This is a genomic window from Maribacter huludaoensis (assembly GCF_029350945.1).
GTDB classification, from domain to species: Bacteria; Bacteroidota; Bacteroidia; order Flavobacteriales; family Flavobacteriaceae; genus Maribacter; species Maribacter huludaoensis.
The window spans coordinates 108,471-127,228 of record NZ_JARKMS010000001.1 but is presented as its reverse complement, the minus strand read 5'-3'; the positions used below and the strand labels follow the sequence as shown (position 1 = coordinate 127,228).

At 37.8% G+C, this 18,758-nt stretch carries 16 protein-coding genes; 6 read left to right on the top strand and 10 right to left on the bottom strand.

What is annotated here, in order from left to right; translation table 11 throughout:
* Nucleotide 1 precedes the first annotated feature (1 nt).
* The 7 genes from PXC01_RS00515 to hemA all read right to left on the bottom strand — a co-directional run bounded on the left by PXC01_RS00515 (nucleotide 2) and on the right by hemA (nucleotide 7,213).
* Nucleotides 2-790, bottom strand: a complete 789-nt coding sequence (locus tag PXC01_RS00515) for a PhzF family phenazine biosynthesis protein (protein ID WP_276470423.1) — start codon at nucleotides 788-790, stop codon at nucleotides 2-4.
* Between the two features lie 11 nt (nucleotides 791-801).
* The gene (locus PXC01_RS00510; protein ID WP_276470422.1) at nucleotides 802-1,746 is read right to left on the bottom strand and encodes a DUF4421 family protein; all 945 of its coding nucleotides are present in this window, start codon (nucleotides 1,744-1,746) and stop codon (nucleotides 802-804) included.
* On the bottom strand, nucleotides 1,737-2,639 hold the full coding sequence (gene hemF, locus PXC01_RS00505) for an oxygen-dependent coproporphyrinogen oxidase (RefSeq protein ID WP_276470421.1): 903 nt from the start codon (nucleotides 2,637-2,639) through the stop codon (nucleotides 1,737-1,739). Before hemF ends, PXC01_RS00510 begins: the two co-directional genes overlap by 10 nt.
* Entirely contained in the window at nucleotides 2,629-3,171 is a 543-nt protein-coding gene (locus PXC01_RS00500) for a GNAT family N-acetyltransferase (RefSeq protein ID WP_276470420.1), read from the bottom strand. The genes hemF and PXC01_RS00500 overlap by 11 nt, the downstream gene beginning before the upstream one ends.
* Nucleotides 3,172-3,213: 42 nt before the next feature.
* Nucleotides 3,214-4,245, bottom strand: a complete 1,032-nt coding sequence (gene hemE / locus PXC01_RS00495) for a uroporphyrinogen decarboxylase (RefSeq protein ID WP_276470419.1) — start codon at nucleotides 4,243-4,245, stop codon at nucleotides 3,214-3,216.
* A 134-nt stretch (nucleotides 4,246-4,379) separates the two neighbouring features.
* A complete protein-coding gene (gene hemC / locus PXC01_RS00490; RefSeq protein ID WP_276470418.1) occupies nucleotides 4,380-5,960 on the bottom strand; it encodes a hydroxymethylbilane synthase in 1,581 nt (526 codons plus the stop codon).
* Nucleotides 5,957-7,213 (bottom strand): glutamyl-tRNA reductase, encoded by a 1,257-nt coding sequence (hemA, locus tag PXC01_RS00485; protein ID WP_276470417.1) that lies wholly within the window; start codon nucleotides 7,211-7,213, stop codon nucleotides 5,957-5,959. The genes hemC and hemA overlap by 4 nt, the downstream gene beginning before the upstream one ends.
* A 192-nt stretch (nucleotides 7,214-7,405) precedes the next feature.
* Here hemA and PXC01_RS00480 point away from each other — a divergent pair, with 192 nt between their 5' ends.
* Nucleotides 7,406-8,302, top strand: coding sequence for an AraC family transcriptional regulator (locus tag PXC01_RS00480; RefSeq protein WP_276470416.1), 897 nt, complete (start codon nucleotides 7,406-7,408; stop codon nucleotides 8,300-8,302).
* On the opposite strand, the gene PXC01_RS00475 is transcribed toward PXC01_RS00480, so the two are convergent.
* Both PXC01_RS00475 and PXC01_RS00470 read right to left on the bottom strand, forming a co-directional pair.
* The gene (locus tag PXC01_RS00475) at nucleotides 8,299-9,138 is read right to left on the bottom strand and encodes an N-acetylmuramoyl-L-alanine amidase-like domain-containing protein (RefSeq protein WP_276470415.1); all 840 of its coding nucleotides are present in this window, start codon (nucleotides 9,136-9,138) and stop codon (nucleotides 8,299-8,301) included. The genes PXC01_RS00480 and PXC01_RS00475 overlap by 4 nt on opposite strands.
* 9 nt (nucleotides 9,139-9,147) lie before the next feature.
* Complete coding sequence (locus PXC01_RS00470) at nucleotides 9,148-10,218, bottom strand: mechanosensitive ion channel family protein (RefSeq protein ID WP_276470414.1); 1,071 nt, start codon at nucleotides 10,216-10,218, stop codon at nucleotides 9,148-9,150.
* Nucleotides 10,219-10,395: 177 nt separating this feature from the next.
* Here PXC01_RS00470 and hemH point away from each other — a divergent pair, with 177 nt between their 5' ends.
* The 4 genes from hemH (at nucleotide 10,396) to PXC01_RS00450 (ending at nucleotide 13,879) form a co-directional block, all read left to right on the top strand.
* Nucleotides 10,396-11,439 carry a ferrochelatase gene (hemH, locus tag PXC01_RS00465; protein WP_276470413.1) on the top strand — a complete coding sequence of 348 codons (1,044 nt, stop codon included), beginning with the start codon at nucleotides 10,396-10,398 and terminating at the stop codon, nucleotides 11,437-11,439.
* Between the two features lie 30 nt (nucleotides 11,440-11,469).
* Entirely contained in the window at nucleotides 11,470-12,243 is a 774-nt protein-coding gene (locus tag PXC01_RS00460; RefSeq protein ID WP_276470411.1) for a DUF3050 domain-containing protein, read from the top strand.
* A gap of 49 nt (nucleotides 12,244-12,292) precedes the next feature.
* Nucleotides 12,293-13,669 (top strand): MATE family efflux transporter, encoded by a 1,377-nt coding sequence (locus tag PXC01_RS00455; protein WP_276470410.1) that lies wholly within the window; start codon nucleotides 12,293-12,295, stop codon nucleotides 13,667-13,669.
* Nucleotides 13,670-13,738: 69 nt separating this feature from the next.
* Complete coding sequence (locus PXC01_RS00450) at nucleotides 13,739-13,879, top strand: hypothetical protein (protein WP_156894553.1); 141 nt, start codon at nucleotides 13,739-13,741, stop codon at nucleotides 13,877-13,879.
* Between the two features lies 1 nt (nucleotide 13,880).
* Here PXC01_RS00450 and PXC01_RS00445 read toward each other — a convergent pair whose 3' ends face one another.
* Nucleotides 13,881-15,185, bottom strand: a complete 1,305-nt coding sequence (locus PXC01_RS00445; protein WP_276470409.1) for an alpha/beta hydrolase family protein — start codon at nucleotides 15,183-15,185, stop codon at nucleotides 13,881-13,883.
* 273 nt (nucleotides 15,186-15,458) lie between these two features.
* Here PXC01_RS00445 and PXC01_RS00440 point away from each other — a divergent pair, with 273 nt between their 5' ends.
* Complete coding sequence (locus tag PXC01_RS00440) at nucleotides 15,459-18,623, top strand: WD40/YVTN/BNR-like repeat-containing protein (protein WP_276470408.1); 3,165 nt, start codon at nucleotides 15,459-15,461, stop codon at nucleotides 18,621-18,623.
* The last annotated feature ends 135 nt before the right edge of the window (nucleotides 18,624-18,758 follow it).

The following is an 18,758-nucleotide window of genomic DNA, read 5'->3' as shown; positions in this document are numbered from 1 at the left end:
TTTAAATGCTTATTTCCCCAACCAAATAACAAACCCCGTTACCGGATATTTTTACACGGTCTCCATGATATTCACATTGTATATCGCCGCCACGCTCAGACAATTGTTTGGCGGTCATTACTTTCTTGTTCAATTTCTCTGACCAATATGGGGTTAAGGTGGTATGTGCAGATCCGGTAACTGGATCTTCCGGTATACCGCATTGCGGAGCAAAAAAGCGTGATACAAAATCTACATCGTTACCCTTTGCAGTAATAATGACACCTCTACAATCCAACTCGTTCAACAGATGAAAATTTGGTTGCATGGCTTCTATTTCCTCCTGGGTTTCATAAATAAGCATGTAATCGGTCTTTCCTTTAAAGGTCTTTGTAGGTGTTTTGCCAATGGCCTCCGATATATTGGCTTGTTCTGATACCGCTATTAATTCATCTGCAGGGAAATCCATCGTTAATAATCCCGAGTCGTCCTTTTGCACCAATAATTCTCCACTTCTAGGAGAAATAAACCGAAGCGTATTTTCTTGGTAATCGTAGTGGTTATACAGGACGAAGGCGGTCGCAAGGGTAGCATGTCCACAAAGATCAACTTCAACTTCTGGGGTAAACCAGCGTAACTCATAATGATCATCTTTGGCAACGGCAAAAGCGGTTTCGGCTAAATTATTTTCGGCAGCTATCTGTTGCATTAAACTGGTGTCTAACCAAGATTCTAGAATACAAACTGCTGCTGGGTTGCCTCCATACAGTTTAGAGGTGAATGCATCGATCTGATATATTTTTTGCTTCATATCACTAAGGTTTATTCTATTCCGAATTTACGACTTATCTCATCAGCTTTTTGAATCCACTTTCTTGGTGCGTCAAATCTGTAGCCCACGTAGAATTCAAGAAAACTTATGGAGTCGTCCAAAATAAAATTTTCATCTGAAGTATGGCTTAAGAGCTGGGTGTTGATGTTTACGCCGCTAAAAAAATTTTCAGAATTATAGCCACCCGTCAACCTAAATATAAGTTGTGCCAGTCCATTGAAAGAGGTTTTGCCTTCCGTACTTGAATAATTGAAACCTAACCCGCCAGTGGCACCGGCAGAAACAAGATAGTTTTCATCAAAGACCCAATTGTAGTAGTAACCCGGACCAATGGCCACTTTTAAGGATTTTTCCAATTGATTGTCAATTATGGGGTCTTCTAGTCTAAACTTAGTGTAATAGTAAGATATACTGGGTATAAAACTGCCAACACTCTGCTTTTGCCATTCATTTTGAAAGCCTATTGCCCGAAATGAAAAATCTTCGTTAAAAATGTAACTGGAGGTTCCGCCTATTTTAAAGGTTCTTAGATTATCTATCGGTAAGGATAAATCTGCGGTTCTAATAAAGAAGCCTTTTTGTTTGTAGATATCCAACGTCTGCATAAATTGACCAAAAAAGGTTCGGATGTTAAAGGTGATCAATTTAGAATCTCCGTTGTCCTTGTTCTCTGCCAAAAAGTTAGGAGCATAGCCAAAATCGACTTCTAGAAAACGAAATAGAACCGATACCCCTAAATAGCTTTTATCGTTGGGTATAAATTCTGTTTTATTACGTGTTATCTTGTCCCTAACGGTGAAACTGTTAGAGGTGGTCTGTAGTGACAACCTAACGGTTACCTTGTCAGGAAAAGCTTTTTTATATGGTGAATTTTGAGCGGAACATATACAAATTGAGTATAGTAAACTCAATGTTAGCAGTGTTCTTAAACCCATGCTTTTGGTGCTTTTAAAATATGCAACAAACGTTCTTCCTCACTGCCTTTTTCGGGTTGATGGTCATAACGCCATTGTACATGTGGAGGCAAGCTCATTAAGATACTTTCTATTCTTCCGTTCGTCTTTAACCCGAATAAAGTTCCTTTGTCATGGACTAGATTAAATTCTACATATCTTCCTCTTCTAATTTCTTGCCAATCTCTTTGTTCCTTAGTGTAGTCAAGGTCTTTGCGCTTTATAACGATTGGTACATAACATGATAGGAAACTGTTACCTACTTCGGTAACAAAGTCGTACCACTGTTGCATATTCATCTCTGGAGTAGCTTTGCAATAGTCGAAAAATATACCACCTAGTCCACGTGCCTCATTTCTATGGGTGTTCCAAAAATACTCATCGCATCTTTTTTTATAGGTATCATAAAATGTTGGCTGATGTTTGTCGCATGCTGTTTTGCACACTTGGTGAAAATGAACGGCATCTTCATCAAAAAGGTAATACGGAGTTAGATCCTGACCACCACCAAACCATTGATCTACAATTTCACCTTGCTCATTATACAATTCAAAGTAACGCCAATTGGCATGAACAGTAGGTACCATAGGGTTTTTTGGGTGCAAGACCAAGCTTAATCCGCATGCAAAGAAATTACCTTCTTTCACTTTAAAATATGCTTTCATACTATCGGGCAATTCGCCATGAACGCCAGAAATATTTACGCCTCCTTTTTCAAATACTGCCCCATTTTCTATAACACGGGTTCTTCCACCGCCACCTTCATGGCGTTTCCAGATATCTTCTTGAAAAGTAGCTTTACCGTCTACTTCTTCTAATTTGGCGGTTATCGTATCTTGAAGTTGTTGTATGTATGTGTAAAATTTATCTTTCATTTTCTAAAACGTAAAGTTCCATATCTAACGGTTCTTCGTTAGGTGGGGTAAAGGATTTTTTTAAGGTTTCTTTCCAAAGATAACCACATTTTTCTGCGACCCTAATACTACCAATATTCGTTTTGTGTACAAGAATCCGTAGCGTATGGATATTCGGCAATTGTAATGCCCATTTAGAAATGGTTTCTACCGCAATAGTGGTGTATCCTTTATTGACTTGGTTATAATCTATGCAGTAGGCTAATTCTGCTTCATTTTTAGCAAGATCAATAGCTTTTACATACACCAGCCCTATTATTTTACGGTTTTGAGGCTCTTTTAGGGTAAATAGATATTCCTCGTGTTTAATAAACTCGCTGACTTTCTTTTCAACAAAAAGATTGGACAGGGTAGGATTTAAATTTGACGCAAGTGTACTGGGAAAAAATCTACTTAAGTGATTTTCGTTTGCACAGCAAAAATCACATAATCGCCACCCGTCTCGCTCATATATAGGATTGATTTCGAAATCTGGTAGTTGAAAAGAATTCATGATGCTACTGTAATTTCGGCTATATGTTACAAATGATTGAAATTAAGCCGGCTTATATTCTTTTACGGCGTCAATAAAGGCTTTTGCGTTTTCTACCGGAACATTGGGTAAAATACCGTGCCCTAAATTTACAACATAGCTATCCTTGCCAAACTCGTTGATCATTTGGTGAACCATTTTCTTGATTTCTGCCGGTGGAGAAAGCAATCTGGCGGGATCAAAATTTCCTTGAAGGGTAATTTTGCCACCACTTAAATAACGTGCGTTTCTTGCCGAACAGGTCCAGTCCACACCCAATGCAGATGCACCTGATTTTGCCATATCACCCAAAGCGAACCAACAACCCTTACCAAAAACAATGACCGGAGCCTCGCCTTTTAAAGCATCTATAATCTGCTGAATGTACTGCCAAGAAAATTCTTGATAATCCGTTGGCGATAACATCCCGCCCCAAGAATCAAATACCTGTACTGCATTTACACCAGCAGCTACTTTAGCCTTTAAATAGGCAATGGTGGTATCTGTAATTTTTTGAAGCAATTCATGTGCAACAACGGGCTGTGTAAAACACAATTCTTTAGCCTTATCGAACGTTTTGCTGCCTTGTCCTTGCACACAGTAACACAAGATAGTCCAAGGGGAACCTGCAAAACCGATCAAGGGAACTTCATTGTTCAGTTTCTCCTTGGTAGCTTTTATAGCTTCCATTACATATCCTAAGGTTTCGTGAACATCTGGAACAATGACGCTATCCAAATCTTTCTGATTACGAATAGGATTCGGTAAATACGGACCAAAATTCGGTTTCATTTCCACATGAATGTTCATGGCCTGTGGTATCACTAAAATGTCACTGAAAAGAATAGCGGCATCCATACCATATCTACGAATAGGTTGTACCGTAATTTCAGATGCCAATTCAGGAGTCTGACATCTTGTGAAGAAATCATATTTTTCCTTGATTGCCATAAACTCAGGTAAATATCTACCTGCTTGGCGCATCATCCATACTGGTGGTCTTTCTACAGTCTCACCTTTTAATGCTTTTAGAAATAGGTCGTTTTTTAAGCTCATAGTTTATGTTGTTCGTCATTGCGAGGAGCCTTTTTGCTCCGAAGCAATCTGTTTGTTGGTGTTCCTAAGAAACAGATTGCTTCGCTATGCTCGCAAAGACGTTAATTTTTAATTTTTTAGCCAACATCCATTGGCTAATCTTCATAATCCGCATTCACCAATTCAATAACACTTTCTACCGTTGGTATTTTGGCAACTTTAACTTCAGTGAAATGTTCCCTGGCCGCTTTTGCAGTGGTTTCGCCTATGCAATACGCAATTTTATCTGCCGAATTTTCTTGAAGATAACTTTCAACGTTAGACGGACTAAAGAACATGATGCCTTTTACGGATTCTGGTATGGACTTACCGGATAATTTTGTTCTATATGCTTCAATGGCATTGACCGTAATGTTGTTTTCCTCTAAAATAACAGGCAATTCTTCCAAGCTAAGATTTCCGTGAAAATAGGTAACTTCTGTACCATCAATAAATTCCACTAAGTGATTGGCCAGGTCTTTCGCATTGTTTTCGTAATGCGTTATTTTGCCAAACTTATTTTTTATAAATCGTCTTGTTTTTCTACCTACACAATAGATATTCTTAAAATTTAATTCGGACACATCTCTACTTGCCAATACTGCTTCAACCGCATTTTTGCTGGTGAAGACTACATTCTTGTGCTCCTTTTTAAGAACAATCGGAGAAATACGATTAAAATTGATTTTTATGAAATCATCTGAATCCGCATTTACAGAAATATTAAGGCTAAGTTGCTGTTGAGGTGTAAGTTTCTTTGTAGAAAAAATGTTTACCTCGGTTCCAGCACTTGCCAATTCCGTCATTAAACGTCTACCACCACGTGCTAAAATCGTCTTGGCACAGTCAATACCTAAATTTTGGTGTTTGCCAAGTGGTGCTGTTAATTCGGTTTCTAGCTTTTTGCTGCCATCAACATTTAATAATACGCCCTTAAGCGTAACAATATTTTCTTTGTTGATATAGGATAGTGCCCCTATAGGTGCGCTACAACCACCTTCTAGTTCCCTAAGAAATTGTCTTTCCAGGGTAACACAGGTATCGGTTTCCTCATGGTTCAATTGTGCACATGCTTCACGAACTTCTTCATTGTCCTCCATGGCTACTACCATAATAGCTCCTTGGGCAGGTGCGGGCAACATCCAGGTAAGTCCAATGGTATTCTCTGGCTCTAAACCAATACGTTCCAAACCTGCAGCGGCAAAAATGGCACCGTTCCATTCATTATTGTACAATTTCTCTAAACGGCTGTTTACATTGCCCCTTAGATCTACAACAGTGTGTGTTGGGTATCTGTTGAGCCATTGTGCCTGTCTACGTAAACTGCCGGTAGCAATAACGGCATCACGTGCTCCCAAAAACTCTTCATTGTCTTTAAATGCCATGATATCCATGTAATTACCACGTTTTAAAACAGCGGCCTTTACAATCCCTTGCGGTAGGGCAGTGGGTACATCTTTCATGGAGTGTACCGCAATGTCAATATCGCCATTGATCATGGCAACATCCAATGTTTTGGTGAATACTCCGGTGATACCTAATTCATACAAAGGCTTATCTAAAATTAAATCCCCCGTAGATTTTACAGGAACTAATTTTACAGTATGGCCTAATGCTTGTAGTTGATCTTTTACGGTATTTGCCTGCCATAGCGCTAACTCGCTATCGCGTGTGCCTAATCGTATTACTTTACTCATTTTTCGTCCAATTCTAATTGAAAAACTTTTTGGATAAATTCTAAACTTGAATTGGAATCTACCGAGTCATCTTTAAGATGATTTGCAAATTGTTTGGTTATTTTTTGAATGATGCGATTGGTGACTACATCTGCCTGGTGCGAATTAAAATCGACCGTTTTTTTGGATTGGTAGTCAAGCTCTTCATCCTTTATAGTCTTTAACTTTTGTTTTAAAGCTTTGATAACGGGAGCAAATTTTCTGGTTTCCAACCATTGGTTAAAATCATGCTTTACCTCTTCGTTTATAGCTTCCGCTTCTGGAATAAATTGCTTTCTACGTTCCAATGTCTCATCGGTCATTTGAGATAAATGATCTAAATGGATGACGGTTACGTTGTCCATATTTGAAACGCTTGCGTCAACATTTTTGGGAACGGACAAATCTAATATCAATAAAGGTTTATTGGTATAGATCAATTCTTTGGTAATCGTTGGTTTTTGTGCACCTGTGGCAACCACAAGAATATCGGATTTTCTTATTTCCGATTGCAAATCGCCGTAATCTTTTACCATAAGGTTGAACTTCCCCGCAATTTGTTCAGCTTTACCTTTGGTTCTATTGATAAGGGTAATGTGTGAGTTTTTGGTGTGCTTTATTAAATTCTCGCACGTATTGCGGCCGATCTTGCCAGTACCAAATAATAGAATGTTCTTATCGGATACATTTTCAACGTTACGCATAATATATTGTACGGACGCGAATGCTACGGATGTGGCTCCGGAAGAAATCTCAGTTTCGTTTTTAATACGTTTACTAGCTTGTATGATACTATTACAAAGACGTTCAATAAACGGATTGGCAATACCCAATTCCTTGGAGCGCTTAAAACTTTGTTTTAACTGGCTAATGATTTCAAAATCACCCAGTATTTGGCTATCCAAACCTGTACCTACACGAAACAAGTGATTGATAGCTTCTTTGTTCTTATAGACATATGCCACTTCTTGAAATGCTTCAACGGTTCCGTTAGAGTGGTCACATAATAATTTTATAAGTTGAAAAGGGTGTTGGGCAAAACCATGTAACTCGGTCCGGTTACAGGTAGATGTTGCCAATAAACCATCTATGCCCTGATTTTTAGCTTCTTGCAAAAGTGATTTCACGGCCACTTCGTCCAAACTAAATTTACCACGGGCCTCGGCATCGGCCTTTTTGTAGTTTAGGCCAATGGTATAAAAGGAATTATGTTTAGAAATGTGATAGTCCTTCATAAAGCGGATACAAAAATATGAGCATCCTTTCAATAAAAACAACGCTAGAGGTACAATTAATGTCGTCTGCCGAATTTTTGGGCAAAATATGACATTTATCAGTTTATTAGCCATAATTTTATGGTGGTTTCAGTCAATAACTATAATTTTATTTAGATGCTTTCTAAATAGATATAAAATTAATTGAGGAAAATGGATTTAAAAAGTAACGCTCAAGGGTCATATGACGAAGTTATGATCGAGGACGGATTTTACGTTCTTAAATTTCAAAATGATGAAGATATAGCAGTTCAATATTCTCGTGATATCAATAAACGTTTTATACAATTTCACTTCTGTTTAAAGGGTAACGGCACCTATAATTTTAATCAAGGAAATTATAGTTTAGATGTAAAGGAAGAGAACTCTTTGTTATTGTATAACACGCAGTTAGATCTACCGTTGAATTTAAGTCTAAATCCAAAATCATCATTGGTTTCCGTGGTGATGACCTTACGAAAATTTCACTCTCTTTTTACTGCAGAAGCAGATTATATACCATTTTTAAGTGCCGATAATACTGAGAAAAAGTATTATGCTCAAGAACCATTTTCCCCATCGATAGCCGTTATTTTGAGTCAGATCGTAAATTATAATTTACATCCGTCTATAAAAGCGCTGTATGTAAAAGGTAAGATTTATGAATTGATTGCCTTGTACTTTAATAGAAGCCCCAATGCAGATATTGAACAGTGCCCGTATTTGGCAGATGAGGAAAATGTAAAGAAAATCAAGAAAGCCAAAGAAATTATTTTGGCCAACATGGCCGAACCACCAACATTGGCAGAACTGTCAAGTGAAGTAGGCTTGAGTCTAAAACGCTTAAAAGAAGGATTTAAACAGATTTATGGAGATTCTGTATATAGTTTTCTATTTGATCACAAGATGGATTTTGCAAAGCGATTATTAGAAACCGGTCAGTATAATGTCAATGAAATAGGGCTTAAAGTGGGGTATAGTACCTCAAGTCATTTCATTGCGGCGTTTAAGAAAAAGTATAACACGACACCTAAAAAATATTTATTGGCTATGGCAGGGGGCAATGCTTAAAGTGGTCTTGCAACCATAATACCTGTATTGCTTTTAATTCCTTTTAAGTAATCTGCTAAAGGTTTTTTTGATACTTCAACCTCCATAGACCCGGTTGATGCATGTAGTAAGTGAATTCTACCATCTTTTTCGCGCGTAGCGATACCCGTATGGGTAACGTCCAAGCCATTGATGGAAGTTGCTAAAGCAATAATATCACCAGTTTGTATTAAGTGTTCGTTGGCGGCAATATCATCTTGTGGCAACACACAAATAGCCTGACTATTCAAATAGTTTTCGGATGCTTTGATTTTTGAGAAATTAACATCATCTGCCAAGAAGGGATACAAATCTCTGTGCGTGCTCATAAAATTAATATCCTTAGTGATTGCTGCGCCACCAATTTCACCGGTAATATCTTTAAGAAGCCCTTTTTCGGCATTGTTGGCAATCCACTCGGAGAAATAATGGAGGCGAGAGGCATAACCATTTAAAGAACCATCTTTATATCGTATAATTTCAAGATTTTTTAAATAAGCGTCAAAGGACATTTCTAGCTGACGGAGCAGAAGGGAAAAAGCAAGCACGTTCTCCACAAAAGTGGTACAATCCAATCCTTGTAGGTTTACGACCAAGGTTTCTTTGTCACCAATTTCCAACGTTTTGGCAACATACGGTGTTTTCATAAATGTTTTACCAACGCTGACCATAGTGGCGCCAATATCATCCTGAAACATACCGTCTATTTCAACTAATTTGCTCACAACAGCCGCTCTGTCTTTTTGGGAGCATGTGATTTGTTGGGCTTGGACGGATATGTAAGCAAAAAAAGAAAGAATTAGTACTAAATGTCTCATTACGCTAAATTATGAATTGTTATTTTCATCCGAGGATTTTTCCAACAAAACCCTGTTCTTGGCTATACTTTCCGGATAATTTTTCTGTAAAAATGTAATTAACTTTTCACGTACATGAACACGAAGATCCCAAGCGGTGGGCGAATCTTTGGCGCTCATAAGCGCTCTTATCTCTACACTGTTTTGTTTGCTGTCAGTAACTTGAAGTACATTGACCTCTTTGTCCCAAAGCTCTGTGCCTTCCAAAATTCTGGTCAGCTCTTTACGGAGGGCATCAAATGGCACATTATAATCGGTATAAAGAAAAACGGTTCCTAAAATATCAGATGAGGTTTTGGTCCAGTTTTGAAACGGTTTCTCAATAAAATAAGGTGTAGGTACGATCAACCTTCGTTTATCCCATATTTTTACGACCACATAGGTCAATGTTATTTCCTCAATACGCCCCCATTCACCTTCTACAATTACCACATCATCTATTTTAATAGGTTGCGCTATGGCAATTTGAATACCGGCTAGGACAGTACCGATCATTTTTTGGGCAGAGAACCCAATGATAATACCGGCAACACCTGCAGAGGCAAAAATACTGACGCCCAATTCACGAATACTCTCAAAACTCATGAGCACTGCACCAACCGCAAAAATTATAATGATGAAAATAAAAATGCGTTCAAGAATATTGAACTGGGTGTATATTTTTCTAGCCCTTAAGTTATTCTCGACATTAACATCATAATTACTAACTATAATGGTTTTTATAATTTTTAAAAGATTTAGTGACAACCAAGTAAGTGATAGAATAAAGAGAATAGTACTTGCCTTTTTAAAATAATAGGTATAATCTTCTAATTGTAATAATGTTCTTAATGAAGGTGATCTAAGCCAGATAGATACTATAATTAAAAATATTGGGCTGCTTATCTTTTTAAACGTACCGTGCGGTATTAAATACTTAGGGTCTTTACCAAATTTTTTAATGATAAATGAAATGACCCAATAGGTAATTAAGACACCTAAAGTAGAGGCTATAAAAAAGTAAAGTGCTTTTGTTGGCACGGTATCAAAAAAAGTATTCATTATAAAATGTGTTATAGTTTTTGATGAATTACAACTTACTAAAATTAAATAGCACTAAAAATTATTTGACCAGTTATTAGATTGCTTTATAAGAGTATAGAAAAACTATTGTCAAAAATTAAAATATCATCGATTTGCAAGTGTTATTTTTGCAATCGAATAACAAACACATGCGCTATGAAAGGAGTATTATTGGTTAATTTGGGTTCACCTGATAGCCCTACCCCAAAAGATGTTAAGCCTTATTTAGATGAATTTTTAATGGATGAGCGTGTCATAGATGCGCCAAAGTGGCTAAGAACAATTTTGGTAAGAGGAATTATTTTGCAGACCAGACCTAAAAAATCTGCAGAAGCCTATGCTAAAATTTGGTGGGAAGAAGGTTCTCCACTAGTGGTAATTTCTGAGCGTTTTACCAATAAATTGAAGACACAGACCAATATGCCGGTTGCTTTGGGTATGCGTTACGGTAGCATGTCTATCAATAAAGCTATGCAAGAGTTGAAAGATAAAGGAGTTGATGATGTGCTGTTGGTGCCTTTATATCCACATTACGCAATGTCTAGTTTTGAAACTGTTGTTGTAAAGGTGTTAGAAGAGCAAAAAGCTTCTTTCCCTGGAATGAAGATTACAACGTTACCTGCTTTTTATAAGCATCCTGAATTTATCAAAGCACTTTCAGAAAGTATAAAAGACGGGTTAGAAGGTTTTGATTATGATCATATTTTATTTTCATACCATGGTATACCGGAACGTCATATTCGTAAAAGCGATCCCACCAGTTTTCATTGCAAAATAGATGGTACTTGTTGTAACGTAAATTCTGTAGCGCATAATACCTGTTACAGACATCAAGTATATGACACTACAGAAATGGTAAAAGCCTATTTGGGTCTAAAAGAAGAACAAGTAAGTTCGTCATTTCAATCTCGTTTGGCAGGTGACCCTTGGCTAAAGCCGTATACAGATTATGAGTTTGAGCGATTGGCAAAAGAAGGCAAGAAGAAATTAGCTGTTATTACTCCCGCTTTCGTGAGCGATTGTTTAGAAACCTTGGAAGAAATTGCTATGGAGGGTAAAGAACAATTTATGGAAGCTGGTGGTGAAGATTACAAGCATATACCTTGTATGAACGATAATGATGCCTGGGTGAGCGTCATGGCCAAATGGGTAAACGATTGGCAAGCTACTGATAAATTAGATGTAGTACCAAGTACCTAGTGTCCTCTAAATTCTAACAAAATCACTGCTATGAAAATTGAAGAAATAGAATTAATACTAGAACCGTTAAGAGAACAATTAAGAAATCATGCCCTTTATGGGAAATTGAAGTCCGTTGAAGATATAAAAGTATTTATGGAGAGCCACGTGTATGCCGTATGGGATTTTATGTCGCTCTTAAAGGCTTTGCAAATTAATCTTACCTGTACAACGTTACCGTGGAAACCGGTAACGAATACAAATACCGCACGGTTTATTAATGAAATTGTTTTAGAAGAAGAAACAGACGTAAATGAATTGGGGGCATTAAAAAGTCACTATGAAATGTACTTGGATGCTATGGTAGAAGTAGGTGCGGATACTAGTAAAGTAACCGATTTCCTAAGTAAAATTGATTCGCTTGATACGGTTTTAGCAACAATTAGTAATGCCAATTTAAATGATGCCGTACAATCATTTTTGTCATTTACCTTTAAAACGATACAAACGCAGGAACCACATAAAATTGCAGCTGCATTTACTTTTGGTAGGGAAGATTTAATACCAGATATGTTCTTGAAAATTGTAGATCAGGCTGGTGCTAATGCATACCCTAAATTACAATACTACCTAAAAAGACATATAGAATTAGATGGGGATGAGCACGGTCCGCTTTCATTAAAAATGATCCAAGAATTGTGTGGTGATAATGAAGCCAAATGGCACGAGGTATTGGAATGTTCTGTTACTGCATTAAAAGAGCGTATTAATTTATGGAATTTCATTGCAGATTCAATTGTAAAGGAACAAGCAATAGTGGTATAGTTATATTATTTCTCAAGGAATGAAAAATTAAAAGTTAAAACTCAATGCAATGGCAAACGTTTCCGCAGAACAATTAGGAACGGAATCAATATCTAGTTTGCTTATAAAACAAGCATTGCCTGCCAGTATCGGTATTTTGGTAATGTCACTCAATGTTCTAGTAGATTCTATCTTCGTTGGTAATTGGATAGGATCTATTGCTATTGCAGCTATAAACGTAGTTTTACCCATTTCTTTTTTTATAGGTGCTTTAGGTATGGCCATTGGTATTGGCGGTGCCAGTATTATTTCAAGGGCCTTAGGTGCCGAAGATAAAGAGAAGGCATTACGCACTTTTGGTAATCAAATTTCATTTACCATTTTGATTACCACAACAATGGTTGCCGTAGGGCTTACTTTTGTTGATACTCTAATCCCTGCATTTGGTGGTAAGGGCTCTATTTTTGAGTTGGCTAAAATCTATTATGTTATTGTGCTGTATGGTGTCCCTTTCTTAGGTCTTAATATGATGGGTAATAATGTGATTCGATCGGAGGGCAAACCCAAATTTGCCATGATCGCCATGATAATTCCGTCAATTGGAAATTTGATTTTGGATTATTTGCTTATTAACGTGATGGATTACGGTATGGTAGGAGCCGCTTGGGCCACCACCATAAGTTACTTGCTATGTTTCCTTTACATCGTTTATTTTTTTCTATCCCATAATTCAGAATTAAAACTGAGTCCAAAATATTTACGCATCAAGTTTTCACTAATCAAGGAAATAAGCTCACTTGGGATGGTGACCCTTTCTCGACAGGCTGTAGTGAGCGTAATTTATCTATTGATGAATAACATTCTTTTTGATTTGGGAGGTGAGGCAATGGTAGCGGTATATGCTATAATCGGTAGAATGTTAATGTTCGCCCTTTTTCCGGTATTCGGTGTCACACAAGGTTTTTTGCCCATTGCAGGGTTTAATTATGGTGCTGAAAAGTACGATAGGGTAAAAGAATCTATATACACCGCTATAAAATATGCGGCAATATTGGCAACAATCGTTTTCGCCGGACTCATGATTTTTCCTGCTGAAATAGCCGGACTCTTTTTGAGCCATAAGCCTAATATGAGCGAATTGGAATTGGCAACCAATACTTTTGTTTTGGAGCATACCCCTTCTGCCATGCGATGGGTATTTGCCGCTACTCCCATTATTGCCTTACAGCTTATTGGTGCGGCTTACTTTCAGGCCATAGGAAAAGCGGTGCCGGCACTATTATTGACCTTATGCCGACAAGGGTTCTTCTTTATTCCGTTAATACTGATCCTACCAAATTTTCTAGGTGAACTAGGTGTTTGGATCTCCTTCCCCATTGCAGATGTACTTGCAACCATTGTTACAGGGTATTTTTTGAATAAGGAAATTGATAAGAATTTGGTTTAATTCAATGGTAAATCAAACCTTTCAAAACATATTCCGTAAGTAGCTTTAGAAACGCTAAAGAATACGAATATGATTTTTATTTTATCACAATTGATCGCGGTTGCCATATTTCTATTGGTATGGAAACTGAAAGAGTTGATTTCCAATCAAAATACATATATGAAGCTGCTAAAGGAAGAAGTTCCTAAAGCAGCTAAATTGAGAAATTAGGTTAGTTTGCAGGTTGTGCATGTAACAACTCCATTCCGGTAGATGACCTAGGTTTAAAACCTGTCCAGTCTTTTTCGTTGGAATCTTCCTGAACGTCCAAAAATTTGGTGTTGTCTTTGTTTTTTAAATGCTTACCTATGAAGGCAGTTACAAAATGCTGGTTGATATTATTCATTTTGCGCTGATCCCAAGATGGCTCTGCGTATCTGTAATATTCATCTATATGTAGACCTGGTGCCAAAGCCTCCGCTGGAGGTGGGTTAGGGGCTACATTATGTCTTGCATTCATATAGGTCAGTAAATAACGGTCGGCATTTACTGCGCCCTCGTATATGGCTTTTATTCCCTTTTCATAACCAGAGATATCATCTTGGCTGCCGGCAATAAAAAAAGTAGGGGTTTTTAATCCTTTTAATCCTTCGGCATCCCAAACACCACGTTCCATTCCCCATGGTGCAAATGCTACGATTGCCTTAATTCTGGCATCGGTCATTTTTTCGTAAGCAGCATTTCCGGCTGTATGTACTGAGATTGCAGTGCTGCCGCCGGTCATTCCTGTAAAGAATTGTGACAGACCAGCGCTATAACCGGCCCCGCCAACATTTAATACACCGTAGCCTCCCATAGAGTACCCTATAATTGCGGTATTGTCAGCATCTACTACACCTTCTAAATTATTCTTAGAGCCTTTTGCACCCATTTTCTCCATTTCATTGATTACAAAACGAATATCCTTTGGTCTATTCAATAATGTGCTTTGAAATGCATTGGCGTCTTTGAAAGTAGAATCGGTATGATCTATGGCGGCAACGATATACCCTTTAGATGCAAGGTTTTCGGTTAAATAGGTCATTAAGTATCTAGAGCCAACATAACCGTGAGAAACAACAACCAAAGGAAACTTATTCCCGGTCTTTGGTGTGGCATCTCTATATGCCCGTCCCTTAAAGGTAAATGGAGTTAAAGGTCTTAACGAATCTCCCCTAGTCCCCATGACTTCATCATATACAACGGTTTTGGCATCGTCGCCTACATTGGCAGGATACCAAACTTCAATCGTAATTGGTCTGTCATACGTTGGGTCGTTACCTTCTTTTGAGTTTAAAATATCTACTTGGTTGGGGTTAACAAGTTTTACCGTCTTTACACCTACCTTATATTCCCCTCTGGCACTTAGCTCTGGTGCATCTGGTAATTGGTCTCCGTAAAGAAAATCATTGGTTTGGGCATTAACCGTATTCATTGTCAATCCGTTGAATAGAATGGCAATTAACGATGCCGAAAATAATAGTGTTTTAAATTTCATAATTGTTAGTTTGTTGCTCTAAATATAAGAATACTTTAATTGTTCGCATATTTTATTGTTAATGTTATAGAACTGATTTTTTTTACTTTCTGGAAATACTTAATTATTTAAATAGGAATAGTTACCCTTCTTTTTGAAGATTGAATTTGTAAATGCCTAGTAAATTTTCATTTTGATAATAATCCTGTTCTAGAGATGCTAATAAAATCTTAAAATCAACATTTACTCAACTAATTGTTTAATTTTAGAGAAGACTAACTTCAAACTATCAAAATGAAAAAGCACCTTACCAATGCTGGCATACTCTTGCTGGCATGTTTGCTATTGCCGTTATCGGTACTATCTCAAAGAAGAAACAAATCACAAAGTACTGTACCGACCTACCCAGAAGAATTATATTCTAGTTTAGATTATAGATTAATAGGTCCGTTTCGTGGTGGCCGTTCTGCAGCGGTAACAGGAGTACCCGGGGAACCCAATTTGTTTTACTTTGGCGCAGCTGGTGGCGGAGTTTGGAAAACACTGGATGGCGGCCGAACTTGGGATAATATTTCCGATGGATATTTTGGTGGAAGTATTGGTGCCGTAGAAGTTGCAAAAAGCGACCCTAATGTCATTTATGTTGGTGGTGGTGAAAAAACCTTAAGAGGTAATGTATCTTCTGGTTACGGAGTGTGGAAAACCGAGGATGGCGGTAAAACATGGGCTACCGCCGGATTGGAAAAAAGCAGGCACGTACCTCGTCTTCGCGTGCACCCTACAGATTATAATACAGTTTATGCTGCTGTGCTTGGTGATATTTATAAACCAACAAAAGACCGTGGTATATATAAAAGTACCGATGGTGGAAAAAATTGGAAACAGGTACTTTTTGTAAACGAACAGGCCGGTGCGGTAGATCTGACTTTTGATCCTAACAACCCAAGGATATTATATGCATCTACATGGCATGCACAACGTACGCCTTACAGTTTAATTAGTGGTGGCGATGGTTCTGCACTTTGGAAAAGTATGGATAGTGGTGAGACTTGGACAGAGATTTCCAAGAATGATGGTTTTCCTACCGATACTTTAGGTATAATAGGAGTAGCTGTTTCGCCTAAAAACTCGGAAAAAGTTTGGGCAATTGTTGAAAACAAAGATAAAGGTGGATTATATCGTTCAGAAAATGGAGGTAAAACATGGTCTCTTGTAAATGAAGAACGTAAAATTCGTCAGCGCGCATGGTATTACACTAGAGTGTATGCCGATACTCAGGATGAAGATGTTGTTTATGTGCTGAATGTAAACTACCATAAGTCTACCGATGGTGGTAAAACGTTTAATACCTTCAATGCTCCGCATGGGGATCACCATGATCTGTGGATTTCTCCTGAAAATTCTCAACGTATGATCATTGGTGATGATGGTGGTGCACAAATTTCCTATGATGGCGGAGAAACGTGGAGCACCTACTACAATCAGCCCACAGCTCAATTTTATAGAGTCACTACAGACAATTCTTTCCCGTATAGAATTTATGTGGCACAACAAGATAATTCAACCTTGCGAATAGAGCATAGAAGTGATGGTCGTACTATTGATGATAACAACTGGGAGGAAACTGCAGGAGGTGAGTCTGCATGGATTGCCGTAGACCCAACCAATGATGATATTGTCTACGGTGGTAGTTATGACGGATTTCTAACTCGTGTTAATCATGAAACGGGTTCTGTAAGAGGAGTCAATGTATGGCCGGACAATCCTATGGGAGCCGGAGCAGAAGCAATGAAGTACCGTTTTCAATGGAATTTCCCTATTCTGTTCAGTAGACATAATCCTAAGAAACTATATACCTTTTCCAATTATGTGCATGTAACTGAAAATGAAGGTCAAAGCTGGGAAGTTATAAGTGGTGACCTTACAAGAAATGACCCTACAAAATTAGGTTCAAGTGGCGGTCCAATTACTCAAGATAATACCAGTGTTGAATATTACTGTACCATTTTTACGGCAAACGAGAGTCCTTTAAAAGAAGGTTTGCTTTGGGTAGGTAGTGATGATGGATTAATACACGTTTCAAAAGATGCCGGTGCAACGTGGGAAAATGTTACTCCGCCGAATATGCCAGAGTGGAATATGATCAATAGTATTGAGCCATCTAATTTTGATGAGGGTACCTGCTATGTTGCGGCAACGAGATATAAGCTGGGCGATTTTCAACCCTACCTCTATAAAACAACGGACTATGGTAAAACATGGTCAAAAATAACGAACGGTATACCTGCTGAACATTTTACAAGGGTGCTTCGTGAAGATCCTAAAAAGGAAGGTTTGTTATATGCCGGTACGGAAACCGGTATGTATGTTTCGTTCAACGACGGGGTTAGCTGGTCTTCTTTTCAAATGAATTTGCCAATTGTGCCAATTACGGATTTAACGATCAAAGATGATAACCTCATAGTAGCTACACAAGGTAGAAGTCTATGGATTATTGATGATCTTACTGTTTTACATCAGTTAGATGAAGCTAAGAAAAGTGCAAGTACTGTATTGTTTAAGCCAAAGGATTCTTATAGAACTAAGGGTATGGCAGCTAAAAAGCCCTTCAAAACATCAGGTCAGAATTTAGAGAACGGTGTAATTACGCATTTTTTACTTAAGAATTATTCAGAGAAAGATACGGTTCAGCTGACCTATACTAGTATGGCAGGTGATACCTTGGCGCTATATAAAAATCATTTGAAGAAAGATGGGTTGCTGAGCGGAGTAGAAGCGAAAAAACTTGAAGTTAAAAAAGGCGGGAACACTTTTGTTTGGGATACGCGAGGTAAAGGAGCTACCAAATTGGAAGGTATGATTTTCTGGTGGGCTAGTTTTGACGGGGCAAAAGCAGTGCCTGGTGATTATAAAGTTCATTTGAACGTAAACGGCAGCAATAGTAGCGAAACGTTTACCATTTTGCCAGACCCAAGAGCGGAAAGTTCAGTGGCAGAAATGCAACAGCAATTCGATTTTATTACCGATATCAACACTACCATTGAGAATGCGCATCAATCTATAAAGAAGATTAGAGATGTCACCAAGCAACTGAATTCATTTATGGAGCAGTATAAAGATGACGCTAGAACCAAAGATTTGATCGAAAAGGCAAAAGTGATGAAAGAGAAACTTGGCGAGGTAGAGAAGGCGCTGTATCAGACTAAAAATAGAAGTAGACAAGATCCTTTGAACTTCCCTATCAAGCTCACTAACAAATTGGGACATTTAAATAGCTTGGTTTCTATAGGGGACTTTCCACCAACTGAACAAGACATTGCCGTAAAGAATGAACTAACGGCCAAAATCAATAAAGAACTTCAGATTTTTAACGAGGTAATATCATCAGAACTCAAAGAATTCAACAAAGAGTTTAATGAATTGAACTTGAACTATTTGTTTATTGATGACAGTAAGTAAGGTTCAAAACTGTCATTTCGAGTGAATTTTTGAAGTATGAAAAAATTAGTATCGAGAAACCTTTTGTGTTCCCAATGGTTCTTGATACTAATTTTTCTTTAGTCTTTACTCTAAGAAAAACCACTAGAACAGACA

Coding starts and splice junctions, on each gene's coding strand:
- PXC01_RS00500 (WP_276470420.1), bottom strand. CDS start 3,171: ATGAATTCTTTTCAACTACCAGATTTCGAAATCAATCCTATATATGAG.
- hemC (WP_276470418.1), bottom strand. CDS start 5,960: ATGAGTAAAGTAATACGATTAGGCACACGCGATAGCGAGTTAGCGCTA.
- hemA (WP_276470417.1), bottom strand. CDS start 7,213: ATGAAGGACTATCACATTTCTAAACATAATTCCTTTTATACCATTGGC.
- PXC01_RS00515 (WP_276470423.1), bottom strand. CDS start 790: ATGAAGCAAAAAATATATCAGATCGATGCATTCACCTCTAAACTGTAT.
- PXC01_RS00460 (WP_276470411.1), top strand. CDS start 11,470: ATGAAAATTGAAGAAATAGAATTAATACTAGAACCGTTAAGAGAACAA.
- PXC01_RS00480 (WP_276470416.1), top strand. CDS start 7,406: ATGGATTTAAAAAGTAACGCTCAAGGGTCATATGACGAAGTTATGATC.
- PXC01_RS00455 (WP_276470410.1), top strand. CDS start 12,293: ATGGCAAACGTTTCCGCAGAACAATTAGGAACGGAATCAATATCTAGT.
- PXC01_RS00470 (WP_276470414.1), bottom strand. CDS start 10,218: ATGAATACTTTTTTTGATACCGTGCCAACAAAAGCACTTTACTTTTTT.
- PXC01_RS00475 (WP_276470415.1), bottom strand. CDS start 9,138: ATGAGACATTTAGTACTAATTCTTTCTTTTTTTGCTTACATATCCGTC.
- hemF (WP_276470421.1), bottom strand. CDS start 2,639: ATGAAAGATAAATTTTACACATACATACAACAACTTCAAGATACGATA.
- PXC01_RS00445 (WP_276470409.1), bottom strand. CDS start 15,185: ATGAAATTTAAAACACTATTATTTTCGGCATCGTTAATTGCCATTCTA.
- hemE (WP_276470419.1), bottom strand. CDS start 4,245: ATGAGCTTAAAAAACGACCTATTTCTAAAAGCATTAAAAGGTGAGACT.
- PXC01_RS00440 (WP_276470408.1), top strand. CDS start 15,459: ATGAAAAAGCACCTTACCAATGCTGGCATACTCTTGCTGGCATGTTTG.
- PXC01_RS00450 (WP_156894553.1), top strand. CDS start 13,739: ATGATTTTTATTTTATCACAATTGATCGCGGTTGCCATATTTCTATTG.
- PXC01_RS00510 (WP_276470422.1), bottom strand. CDS start 1,746: ATGGGTTTAAGAACACTGCTAACATTGAGTTTACTATACTCAATTTGT.
- hemH (WP_276470413.1), top strand. CDS start 10,396: ATGAAAGGAGTATTATTGGTTAATTTGGGTTCACCTGATAGCCCTACC.